This is a genomic window from Limnohabitans sp., assembly GCF_044361985.1.
In the GTDB taxonomy this organism is placed as follows: Bacteria; Pseudomonadota; Gammaproteobacteria; order Burkholderiales; family Burkholderiaceae_C; genus Limnohabitans_A.
Window position 1 is genome coordinate 1 of sequence record NZ_JBIKHV010000009.1, and the last position, 12,098, is coordinate 12,098.

General features: G+C 60.8%; 9 protein-coding genes. 1 reads left to right on the plus strand and 8 read right to left on the minus strand.

The genetic code is table 11. The features are described 5' to 3' along the window. Nucleotides 1–89 precede the first annotated feature (89 nt). A complete protein-coding gene (locus ACIQ3A_RS03230; protein ID WP_396430325.1) occupies nt 90–695 on the minus strand; it encodes an isochorismatase family protein in 606 nt (201 codons plus the stop codon). Between the two features lie 137 nt (nt 696–832). Here ACIQ3A_RS03230 and ACIQ3A_RS03235 point away from each other — a divergent pair, with 137 nt between their 5' ends. Further along, the gene (locus ACIQ3A_RS03235) at nt 833–1,540 is read left to right on the plus strand and encodes a VOC family protein (protein ID WP_396430326.1); all 708 of its coding nucleotides are present in this window, start codon (nt 833–835) and stop codon (nt 1,538–1,540) included. A 36-nt stretch (nt 1,541–1,576) separates the two neighbouring features. Here ACIQ3A_RS03235 and ACIQ3A_RS03240 read toward each other — a convergent pair whose 3' ends face one another. From ACIQ3A_RS03240 to guaA, 7 genes are all read right to left on the minus strand, one after another. Continuing rightward, nucleotides 1,577–2,071 carry a hypothetical protein gene (locus ACIQ3A_RS03240; RefSeq protein WP_396430327.1) on the minus strand — a complete coding sequence of 165 codons (495 nt, stop codon included), beginning with the start codon at nt 2,069–2,071 and terminating at the stop codon, nt 1,577–1,579. 47 nt (nt 2,072–2,118) lie between these two features. Continuing rightward, on the minus strand, nt 2,119–4,185 hold the full coding sequence (locus tag ACIQ3A_RS03245) for a RecQ family ATP-dependent DNA helicase (RefSeq protein WP_396430328.1): 2,067 nt from the start codon (nt 4,183–4,185) through the stop codon (nt 2,119–2,121). Nucleotides 4,186–4,274: 89 nt separating this feature from the next. Then, on the minus strand, nt 4,275–5,441 hold the full coding sequence (locus ACIQ3A_RS03250; RefSeq protein ID WP_396430375.1) for a YbfB/YjiJ family MFS transporter: 1,167 nt from the start codon (nt 5,439–5,441) through the stop codon (nt 4,275–4,277). Nucleotides 5,442–5,446: 5 nt separating this feature from the next. After that, the gene (locus ACIQ3A_RS03255; protein WP_396430329.1) at nt 5,447–7,927 is read right to left on the minus strand and encodes a penicillin acylase family protein; all 2,481 of its coding nucleotides are present in this window, start codon (nt 7,925–7,927) and stop codon (nt 5,447–5,449) included. Between the two features lie 87 nt (nt 7,928–8,014). Beyond that, nucleotides 8,015–8,926 (minus strand): LD-carboxypeptidase, encoded by a 912-nt coding sequence (locus ACIQ3A_RS03260; protein ID WP_396430330.1) that lies wholly within the window; start codon nt 8,924–8,926, stop codon nt 8,015–8,017. Nucleotides 8,927–8,941: 15 nt separating this feature from the next. Continuing rightward, a complete protein-coding gene (gene tadA / locus ACIQ3A_RS03265; RefSeq protein WP_396430331.1) occupies nt 8,942–10,321 on the minus strand; it encodes a tRNA adenosine(34) deaminase TadA in 1,380 nt (459 codons plus the stop codon). 134 nt (nt 10,322–10,455) lie between these two features. After that, complete coding sequence (gene guaA, locus ACIQ3A_RS03270; protein WP_396430332.1) at nt 10,456–12,069, minus strand: glutamine-hydrolyzing GMP synthase; 1,614 nt, start codon at nt 12,067–12,069, stop codon at nt 10,456–10,458. Between the last annotated feature and the right edge of the window lie 29 nt (nt 12,070–12,098).

Below are 12,098 nucleotides of genomic sequence, written 5' to 3' on the forward strand. Positions count from 1 at the left end.
ATAATTATGGGCAAATGACTTGCTACAAGCTGACTTTGTCGCGCAAAGGACAGTTTCCAGAAATGGAAACAGACACTTCGCTTGAACCATCATTTGAAAAGGCTTTGCAACAATTTGAAGGCGGGGTGCTCGGCGCTGCGGATCCACTCAAAAGCCACCATTTCAGCCGTCACCAGCTCGGCCCCTGCGCCGGCCAAACGGTCATACGCGGCATCGCGGTTGCGCTCGGTGCGTGAGCTGCAGGCATCGGTCACGACCCACACCTCGAACTCGTCTTCGAGCAAATCAAGTGCCGTTTGCATCAGGCAAATGTGGGCCTCACAACCCGCCAACACGATGGTCTTGCGCTCTTGGGCACCCGGCTGCGGCTTTTGCAGATGGCGCGGCAAGCTGCGGGCATTACCGCGTGGCGCTTGTTCAGGCTCTGGCTGCAACCATTCACCCAAACCCTCTTCCACCGCGCTGAACTGCATCTTGGCCAGCACCTGGCGGCAATGGCTGCGGATTTCGGGGGGCATCTCACCCAGGCGAGAAGGGTTTTGCTCGGTGCCCCAGGTCGGCACATTCAGCGCCTGTGCCAAGGTGGCCAGTCTGGCCGCATTGGCCCAAACGGCATCGGCGTCCAGCATCACGGGTTTCAAGCGGGCCTGGAAATCCACCAACACCAGTTGGCTTTCATCTGCATCGATCAACATAAGCGTTCCATTTGTAATGACCGCCATTGTCGCAGGAGCGCTCACAGCGCTGTCCAGCTTGCCAGCACACAAACAAGACCACACGTTTGTCTTGATGGCCATCCGTTATGCTTGAACAAAACCCAACTCCAAAGAACATGAAAACTCAAATTGATCACCTCGTGGTGATGGCCGCATCGCTCGAAGCAGGTGTGCAGTGGTGCGAAGAAACCTTGGGCATCACGCCAGCCCCTGGCGGCGAACATGAAAAATACGGAACGCACAACCGGCTGTTCAAAATCGCTTCCCCCAAATTCCCGATGGCTTATTTTGAAATCATCGCCATCAACCCCGCAGCGGTGATCCCAAAACGTTCGCAAGTACCGCGTTGGTTTGACATGGACGATGTGAGCTTGCAAAAAGCCGTGGCGCAAAGCCCACGCTTGATTCACTTTGTGGCCAGTACGGACGATGTGAAGGCGGCCCGGCATGTTTTGCGCACCCAGGGCATAGAACGAGGCCAGGTGGTGCACGCCAGCCGCAAGTCCGGCAAGGGCACACTCAACTGGCAAATCACGGTGCGCGAAGACGGTGCACGCCTGTTCGATGGCACCCTGCCCACCCTGATCCAATGGGGCAAGCCCGATGCCACAGACCCTTTGCGCCTGCACCCGCGCAACAGTTTGCCGCGCTCTGGCGTGACGCTGCAAAGCTTGGCCGTCAGCCACCCGAGCAGTGACAAACTCCAAGCCGCTTATGAATCCATCGGCCTGGACGGCATCCGCATCGACACAGGCCCGGCGAACCTGGTGGCCACGCTGCAAACCCCCAAGGGCCTGGTTCAGTTGCAAAGCCTGGCCGTTTGATTCAGTCAGGCCCTTTGTAGCCTGAACCGAAAAGGTTCAGCGCCGTCCACTGCCAGGTTTGGCAAAGCCGGCATCCACCCAGGCTTGGGCCGTCTGGCGGTTGAGCTTGAAGCCCGCCTCAAGCTTGACTTCGGCCAGGGTGTCACCGCCCTCATCTTGCGCGGTCAGCACCGCAAAAGGGTTGTCATCGTCGGGGACGATGTCCAAAAGCACCGTGATGCGGCCAGTCAGGCCATTGACGATCACCGACTGGTGCAGCGAAGCGTGCAGTTGCTGTTCATGGCGGCGCACAAACTCACTGGCGGTTTTCACCAAGGTGATGAACGCGTTGCCATCGAGCGGTTTGGGGTTCTTTTTGTCGCGCCCCATGGTCCACGGGCCAATCAATGCCGCCTCGGTTTCACCCTCCTTGAACATCGCCACAGCCCAGCCATCGTCGTCGTCATTTTTGATGACCTTGGCGGTCCAATCGTCGCCTTGCCACAGGCGGGGCTCTTGAATCAGGGGTGTGTCTTGTGTGTCGTCGGTCATGGGCAAGCTGCGTGCAAATGGTTTGCACGAATGAATAAAAAATATGATCAGGGTTGCAAATGCAAGGCCAGCAACAGCACTTGGCTGGCCCCATTTTCGCGCAGAAGCGCCGCCGCCATGGTGGCTGCCCAGCGGGTTCTGACTTCGGTGGCCACCAGCAATACCGGCCCGTCCGGCAGCGAGGCGCCGGGCACCCACCGAATGGCCGATTCCAGATGCGCCACCACAGGGGTCGATGCCGCGTCATCGGGCGCAGCAGGCCCTGTCCAGCTCAACACGTCGAGCAGCGGCAAGCGACCTTTTTGGCAGATGTACGAGGCCAGTTGCTGGTTTGCAGACATGTGGGGAGCGGGCAAGGGGACCACACAAACCGGGCGACGGCCCCATACCTTGGCCCATCGCCCCAAAGTCGCCAGGGCGCCCGCCAGCAACGCTTCGGACAAGCGCAGAGCCTGCAACTCGTTCACCCAGGCCGGGTCATCGGCAAAGGCCACGGCGCGCCCGGCCTCAAAGCCCTGAATATTGCCCTTGCGGCTGACGCCGGCAGGCCAGCGTTTTCGGGGCTCGATGGGCACATCCATACCGCGCAAAAAGTCGCGGGCGGCAATCATTTTGTCTTGCGATGGCATGCGCCCCGGATAAGGCAGATGCCCGGTGCAAACCGAGCAGCGTCCGCATGGCATGGGCGACGGGTCGTCCAGCGCGGTTTGCAAATACGCCATCAAGCAACCCTGGCCGTTGGCGTACTGGCGCATGATGTTCGCCTCTTGTTGACGCACCCGGGCCAAAGCCGCCCATTTGGCGGTGTCGTGCACATAAGTCTGGCCAGTGGCCTTCCAAGCCGAGCCGTCTTTGACGACCACGCCCTCCACTGCCAAGATCTTCAGCAAGGCCTCCAGCCGGCCTCGGCGCACACCGGTTTGCGCTTCGATCTCCAGCAGCCCCCGCCCTGCTCCGGCCAGACAGGCCAGCACCTTGTCGGCCGTTTGCGGGTCTGGAATGGAAGCCGTTGCAAAGTAATCCCATATGCGCTCGTCGGCGTCCGATGGCAGCAAAACGCCCTCGGCATGGGCCACAGCGCGCCCTGCCCGGCCCACTTGCTGGTAATAGGCCACCGGGGTGGAGGGCGATCCCACATGCACACAAAAACCCAGATCAGGTTTGTCATAGCCCATGCCCAGTGCCGAAGTGGCCACCACGGCCTTGACCTGGTTGTGGCGCAAACGGTCTTCCACTTGCAGCCGCGTAGCGGCGTCGATCTGCCCGGTGTAGGCATCGACTGCATGGCCACAACTGCGCAAAAAGGCTGTCAGGCGATCGGCCTCGGCCACAGTCAGCACATACACAATGCCCGAACCCGGCAACTGCGCCAGCGCATCCGCCATCCAGGCATAACGCGCAAGCGGTGACAAACCCGGCACCACCGACAAGGTGAGCGAGGTGCGTGCAAGCGTGCCACGAAACGTGACCGTGCCTGCGCCCAACTGCTGGCCGATGTCATGCGTCACCCGCTCGTTGGCAGTCGCCGTTGTGGCCAGCACACTGGCTGAGGGTGTGGACAGCAGGGCCCGCGCCAGCCGCTGGTAGTCGGGACGAAAATCAAAACCCCAATCGCTGATGCAATGGGCCTCATCGATCACGATCAGGCCCACACGAGCCAGCAATTGACTCAACCGTGCCGCAAAACGCGGATTGCCCAGCCGCTCGGGCGAGACCAGCAGCACATCCACGGCGTCATCGTCCAGCCCTTGGAACACGTCGTCCCAATCGTCGATGTTGGTCGAATTGACCGTGGCCGCCTTCAACCCAGCACGCTCGGCTGCCGCCACCTGATCACGCATCAGCGCCAGCAGCGGTGACACCACCAGCGTGGGGCCAGCACCGGCACTGCGCATCGCGTGGGTGGCGGCCCAATACACCGCCGATTTGCCCCAGCCCGTGGCCTGCACCACCAGCACGCGAGAAGCCGGCTGCAACACGGCATGCACGGCGTCCAGTTGGTCTGGCCTTGGCTCGGCATCTGGCCCCGCCAGGCGCGCCAGCACGGTGTGCATGTGCTGCGCGGCAAAGTCGCGCTGATGGCGATCCGGCTGTGGGTCGGTTGTTGTGTTCATGTTCCCCCTGACGCCTTTCAAGGCGTTTGTAATGAGGGGCTATTTTGCGGCCAAAGCATGCCGCCAACCCCAGGGGCCAAGGGCACCGGTTAGGCCGGCTTGGTCTCGTCCGGCAAAGTGGCCAGCAAAGCCATGCCCAGCAACATGACAACGGCCGTCAGCCAAAGCGCCCCCTTGAAAGTGCCAGTGGCCTGTGCCATGGCCCCCGCGACCACGGGGGCGATGACCTGCGCTGCGCCATAACTCAAAGTCAGGCGGGCCATGGCCTTGCCCGGGTTGTGCGGCGCCCTTCGACCCACCAAGGCCAGGGTCAAGCTCACAATGCCGATGAAGGTGGCGCCGTAGCCGAGGGCCCCGACCATTGCAGCGGCCAAAGAACCGGACAAAGCGGGCAAGATCACTGACACCGTTTGCAAGCCAAAGGCCAGCAGCAAAGCCCGCGTGTCACCCAATCGCCGGGCTAGCTTGTCCCACAAAAACACGGCAGGCATGGCCGCCAAACCGACCAGGGCCCAGGCCAGTGCGCCCTGCCCCGCCAAAGCCGGTTCGCGCTCGACAATGGCCACGGTGAAGGTGGCACTGATCACAAAGCCCCAGCCTGCAGCAAAGTAGCTGCCCGCCATGGTCAGCATCCAGCGCCGAGACACTTTGTGCGCGTCCTGCGTCAAAGCAGCGGGTGGCGCGGGCGGCACCGGAGGCCGCCAAAACCATGCCGGTATGAAAAACAGCAGCCCCATGGTGGCCATGGCCAACCACTGTGATGACCACAACGTCCACAGCTGCGACACCCCCCAGGCGCCGAGGGCAGACACCACAATGCCCAAGCCCAGGCCGATGAAATGCACGCCCAGCTCGGGCCTTCGACCTTGCCGCATGAGCCAGCCCAACACGAGTCCCGCCCCAAGCAGCATGCCGGTGGCTCCGCACAAACCGCCCAAAAAACGCCACAGCGCCCAGTTGGGCATCCAGGTCGACAGGGCCATGCCGGCCACAGACAAAAGCGACAACCACAGGCCCATGCTGTAAAGCCGGTGTCGCCATCTCACATCGTCAATCCAGGCTGCGGCCAGAGCGCCAGAGATGTAACCCGCGTAATTGATGGCGGCCAAGCCACCGGCGGCGGCATCGGTCAGGCCGGTTTGCAACTGCAGCTGGGGCAACAAGGGCGTGAAGGCGAAACGCGCCAAGCCGATGGTCAGCACCAGACCGCAGATGCCCCCCACAATCACTTGCCAGGGCTTTAAAGCAACGGACACAAGGCTCAAGGCAGCAGACTCATGCGGTGCAGCACTGTTTTGGGTGCTTGTTGCAAGTCCAGATAGCCGCCTTCAGCCCAGCGGTTGGCCATGTTGCGGCTTCGTGGATCCAACACATGGCCCGACTGGCCTGTCTGGTAAATGAACACCGACTGATCCGGTTGCCCCAAGTCGTAGACAGCGCGCATCGAAGCCGCATGGCGATTGGCAAAAGGTGCCTTTTTTTCGTTGGCCCAGTACTGGCCCACGTTGACGGTGAACAAATCACCGGCACTTTCAACGCGGACATCGAACAGCGCATTCAGGTAAGGCACTTTGCCAAAGGGCTTGTGGCTGCTGATGGCCGGATGCCAGGCGCCCCAACGCCACTTTTGTACATCCCTGCCCAGACTGGCCGAGATGCGATCAAGCGCCCGGTCAAGCGCCGCTGAGACCTGCGCAGGGCAGCCGCCCGGGCCACACCAAAATGCATCGGACCGTTCGAGAATGCCCTCCACGGCAGCCCTGAAATGGCGCTTGCCATACAGCCCCTGAAAGCGCTCAGCGCCCAGATGTGGCAGCAACAAGCCCCGCGTCAGCTCATCGGCCCAGACATTCATCACCAATGCCGCCGCGCTGTCGGTTCGCATCTGGCCGTCAAATTCGGCCACCAACTTCAATGCGACCGGGGCCAAGGGGTGCAGTGACTGCACTTTGCCCAGCCTAGACTGCAAGGCTTTGGCGCCCAAAGACATCACATCGTTTTGGATGGCCTGCATGCTTTCAAGGCTGTGCTTGGGCGAGGCCGCCAGCAACTGCTCAATGCGCTGAAAACGCTCGGGCGTGGTCCAGTCACCCCCCACAAAATGGGGATAGCCTGGCGGCAAAATGTTCTGGTTGGCGGTCGCATGCCAGCCCTTTTTTTCGATCTGGGCCGCATCGACTGCGGGGTTTTGCGCATAGGGCAACCAGCCGGTCCAGTCGTATTGGGCCAACCAGCCCGGTGACGGAGCCACACCGCGAATGTCGTTTTGTGGCGCGCGCGTGGGCACCTTGCCCACCGCGCGATAAGCCACTTCGCCCAAGGTGTCGGCCATCACCACGCTTTGCATGGGTGCATGGTGGTCGGCAAAGGCCTGCTGTAATTGCGGCACAGTTTGGGCCCAGTTAGCTTGCATGCCCGCCTCAATGGTTTTGTTGTCCGGCGTGAGCGCCGACCAGCGCAGGCTGACCGCGTAACGGCTGCTGTCCATCAGCCCCTTGTACTGCGGCTGCACGTCACTGATGACCGGCCCGTGGCGGGTGCTGCGCACCTTGAGGGTGACATCCGCTTGCCCCTTCACGCGAATCGTTTCGCTGCGTTCTGTCAAAGGACGCCAGCCATCGGGCGTGCGGTATTGACCGGGCTGGGCAGTATCGAGTTGTTCCAGGTACAAATCCTGCACATCGGGGCCGGTGTTGGTGAAACCCCAGGCCACGCCCGATGTGCGCCCCAACACCACAAAAGGCAAGCCGGGCAAGGTGGCCCCGATCACGTCCAGTGCCGGGTGCTTTTGCCCCCCCGGCAACTCACCTGCCGGGGCTTTCAGGTGGGCAAAGTACCAAATCGCAGGGGAGCTCAGCGCCAAATGGGGGTCATTGGCCAACAAGGGCTTGCCCGACACGGTTTGGCTGCCGGGCACCACCCAGTTGTTGCTGCCCTTGCCATCCAGAACGCCCATGTCGCGCACCGTATCTGCCGACCATTGCGCCAAAGGCGAGGCGCTTGTGGACACCGCCGCAGCCTTTGCAGCGGCGCTTACATAGACGCCCAGGCCGGCGTACAGTGCGGGCAAATCAACCGAGGTGGCGGGTTTCTCGCCCGGGTAAGCCGGCAGCAGTTGCCACAGTTGTTCGTTGCTGAGCACCTGCGACGCTGACAAACGGGCAAATTCTTGACCCCAGTTCCCCCCCAAGTCCAAAGCCATCATCAAAGCCCAGCCCACGCTGTCTTCCGGTGTCCAGGCTTGACCGATCACGCCACCGGCTTGGGTTGAGAGCAACTTGAACTCTGGCGATGGGCGCACCACACCGCTTTGCCAGGCGGCCTGAATGCCCTCACTGTAGGCCTGCAAGGCCGCTTGGGCGGCCGGTGACAAGCCTTTGAGCTGCTGCTGGGCCATGCCAATGATGCCCAAGGTGCGCATCAGCTTGTCCGTGTCCAGCGTGGCGACGCCCAGAATCTCGGACAGCTCGCCGCGCATCACCCGCCGGTTGAATTCCATCTGCCAGCCCCGTTCCTGGGCATGCACGAAGCCCACGGCTCGCCAGGCATCCAGGGCGGTGCTGGCGTTGATGTGGGTCACATCAGACGCATCACGGGTGATCTGCACTGGCCCTGACAAGCCCTTGAGCTGCACCTCGCCATCCAGCTTGGGCATGCCACGCAACAGGTGCACACTGACCACACCGCCTGCAAGCAATAAAACAGCCATGCCTGCCAGCAACAATCGTGCGATCCACTTCATGCTTGTCTCCATCATTTGTACTTGTGTCGGCAGCAAGCGCTGACATCAGACCTCACGTAACCCCCACCCCACGGCACGTCTCAGTTTTTAAATATGGCCCCAAACCATCAAGGCGTCACGCCCCTCGGTGACAAGATCCACCTTGGCGCCGACAGGCAGCAGCACCTTGGTCTCGACATGGCCAAAAGGCAGACCCGTCAAGACCGGCGCCTTGATCTGGCTGCGCAGCCAATCCACCACCGTGGCCAGCTTGAAGCCCTTGTCGTGCGCAGGCACCTGTTTGTAGTTGGTGAATTGCCCCATGAGGACCGCTTTTTGCTGGGCCAGTACGCCTGCATGCACGAGTTGCGTCAGCATGCGTTCCACGCGGTAGGGGTGCTCGCCCACGTCTTCAAGGAACAGCACCCCCCCCTTGATCTGAGGAAAATAAGGCGTACCCAGCAAGGAGACCAGCACCGACAGGTTGCCCCCCCAAAGCGGGGCATCTTTGACCAGCACGCGGCGCTCGGCTTCAGCCTTGGGCAACTGCCAACCCGTGCCCTCCCCTTGCTCGAGCAAGAGATCGTCAAAACAGGCCTGCATGATGTCGTCGGGTTCTGACACAGAACCAAAATCCTCGCCCAAAGCCGGGCCTTGCCAAGTGATGCGGCCCGTCTTGCTGAACACCGCCTGATTGAACGCTGTGAAATCACTCAGGCCGACAAACTGCAAGCCGCCATCAATGGCTTTGCCAATGGCTTTGTAGGGCAAGGCCGGCAGGATGCGGGTGAGCCCATAGCCACCGCGAGAGATCAGCGCCACATCGGCGCCACTGGCAGCCGCACGGCCAATGGCGGCAATGCGCACGGCGTCATCGCCCGCAAAACGCATGTGACTGGTCAATGCGGCCTCGTCCACTTCGACTTCATGACCTTGTGACCTCAATCGTTTGAGGCCACAGCGAAAAGCCTGCTTGTCGCGCACCGCACTGGAGGGAGAAAAAATGTAAATGTGGGCCATGGCGGGTGTTCTGTTTCAGGGCACAAAGTGTCGCACAGCCGCCTGCGCAATCTCCTCACCCTGCTCTTGCACAAAATGCCCGGCATGCGGCAGCCGCATCGGTTCTGGACAAGCTCGAATCTGAGTTTGCAAACGGCGCATTACCGGCTCGCCCAACACCGGGTCTTGCACGCCAATGGCCATGAGGCTTTGGCCATGCCAGTCGTTTCGCCAAAAAGATTCAGCTTGCTGTGAGATCGCGGCGCCTGGCGAATCAGCGAACTCCGGCACCATGGGTGGAAAGGCCCGCAATGCAGCGCGAAAGCCTTTATCTGGAAAAGGTGCGTTGTAAGCGGCGACCTCGGCTTCGCTTAAATCGCGGTTGCCGCGCTTGAACAATTTGCCCACATCAAATTGCGGCTGGCTCTTGCACCAATCACGCCAGGCCAAAAAACCTGCACTCAGAGGCACATCGCCCGTGGCCAGGGTGGTGTTCATCACCAGAAGTCCCTTGTAGCGCTGGGGAGCCTTCATCGGCAAAGTCAGACCCAAAATGCCGCCCCAGTCTTGCACCACCAAAACGACACGCTGCAAATCCAGCCGCTCCACCAAGTCCAGCAATGACTGACGGTGGGTTTCAAAGTTGTGAAAACCGTCTTTTTTGGGCTTGTCACTCTTGCCAAATCCGATCAGGTCTGGCGCCACCACACGGTGCCCCGCTGCCAGCCAGACCGGGATCATCTTGCGGTACAGGTAACTCCAGGCCGGATTGCCGTGCAGGCACAACCAGGTCAGCGGCGCATCCGATGGCCCCTCATCCAGACAATGCATGCGCAGCCCGGTGATGCTGGGCAGATCGGTCAGGTAACGCGGTGGCCAGGGGTAACCTGGCAAATCTTCAAACGCTGCATCGGGTGTACGCAAAGCGTCCTCACGCAAAGGCTCAGAGTTCAGCCGCCGGGGCTTGAAAAAGTCTTTCAGCAATTGGGCGGATTCTTCGGCCAGCACACCTGCTGTGACCTGCGTTTGGTGATTCAACTGGGCATGAGCAAACAGGTTGAGCACCGAGCCAGCGGCGCCCGTGCGCGGGTCGGTTGCAGCATAGACCACGCGGTCAAGCCGGGCGTGCAACATAGCACCGCTGCACATGGCACAAGGCTCCAGCGTGACATACAGCGTGCAACCGTCGAGCCGGTAATTGCCCGTCAGCCGAGCCGCTTCGCGCAGCGCCACCACCTCGGCGTGGGCCGTGGGGTCATGGCTGGCGATCGGGGCATTGCGGCCAGTGGCGATGACCCGACCTTCTTTCACCACCACCGCGCCCACTGGCACCTCGCCTGCTTCGGCCGCCGCTCGGGCTTGTGCGAGCGCCAGGCGCATGCCTTGCTCGTCAGTCAAAAGCTCCTTCTGGCTCATGGCACCAGTCCGAGGTCTTCCATCCAGCGGGTCAGTGCCTGACCATTGGCTAGGTCGGTGTTGAGGATCTGTTTAGGCAGGTACATATCGAGTTGAATGTAACAAAAAAAAGGCACCCGAAGGTGCCTGGCTGGTCATTCCCACTCGATCGTCGCTGGTGGTTTTGAGCTCACGTCGTAGGTGACCCGGTTGATGCCGCGCACCTCGTTGATGATGCGGCCCGACACTTTCTTGAGCAGTGCATAAGGCAGTTCGGCCCAGTCGGCGGTCATGAAGTCGCTGGTTTGCACCGCGCGCAAAGCCACCACAAAGTCGTAGGTGCGGCCATCGCCCATCACCCCCACGCTTTTCACCGGCAGGAACACGGCGAAGGCCTGGCTGGTCAGGTCGTACCAACTCTTGCCGGTGTCGTCGGTGAAGTTGCGCAGCTCTTCAATGAAGATCGCATCGGCTCGGCGCAGCAAGTCGGCGTATTCCTTTTTGACTTCGCCCAAAATCCGCACGCCCAGCCCAGGACCAGGGAACGGGTGACGGTAGACCATCTCGCGCGGCAAGCCAAGGGCCACACCGAGTTCGCGCACTTCGTCTTTGAACAGTTCTCGCAACGGTTCCAGCAGTTTCAAGCCCAGTTGCTCGGGCAAGCCGCCCACGTTGTGGTGGCTCTTGATGGTGACGGCCTTTTTGCTCTTGGCGCCACCGGACTCGATCACGTCGGGGTAAATCGTACCTTGGGCCAGGAAGGTCGCGCCCTTGTGCCCGCCATTTCCAGCTTTGAGTTTCGCGGCTTGTTCTTTGAACACGTCGACAAACAAACCACCAATGATCTTGCGTTTGGCTTCGGGCTCACTCACTCCAGCCAATTTACCCAGGAACAAATCACTGGCATCCACTCGAATGACGTGTGCATGCAATTTGCCGACAAACATGTCCATGACCATGTCGCCCTCGTTCAAACGCAGCAACCCATGATCGACAAAAACGCAAGTGAGCTTGTCGCCAATGGCCCGGTGAATCAGGGCCGCCGCCACCGACGAATCAACGCCGCCCGACAGGCCCAGGATGACCTCTTCGTCACCGACTTGTTCGCGAATTTTGGCCACCGCTTCTTCGATGTAATCGCCCATGATCCAGTCTTGGCGGGCTTTGCAAATATCGAGCACGAATCGGTTAAGCAGCGCCTGGCCCTGCACGGTATGCGTGACTTCGGGGTGGAACTGCACCGCATAAAAGTGACGGGATTCATCGGCCATACCAGCAATCGGGCAAGCCGGGGTCGATGCCATGACCTTGAAGCCGGGGGGCATGGCCGTGACCTTGTCACCGTGGCTCATCCAGACCTTGAGCATGCCGTGTCCTTCGGGCGTGGCAAAGTCTTCAATGCCCTTGAGCAGCTCAGTGTGCCCGTGAGCGCGAACTTCGGCATAGCCAAACTCGCGCGTGTGGCCCGCTTCGACCTTGCCACCCAACTGCTCGGCCATGGTCTGCATGCCGTAGCAAATGCCCAAAACCGGGATGCCCAACTCAAACACAGCATCCGGTGCACGGTCATCTACTTCGTAAACACTGGCGTGCGAACCCGACAGGATGACCCCCTTGAGGTTGCCGTCCTTGGCATAGTCACGCACCCAATCACTGGTCACATCACAAGGATGCACTTCGCAAAACACATGCGCTTCACGCACTCGACGGGCGATCAGCTGGGTGACTTGCGAGCCGAAATCAAGGATCAAGATTTTGGAGTGCTGCATGACAGGCATCGTTCTTTAAGAAATGAAAA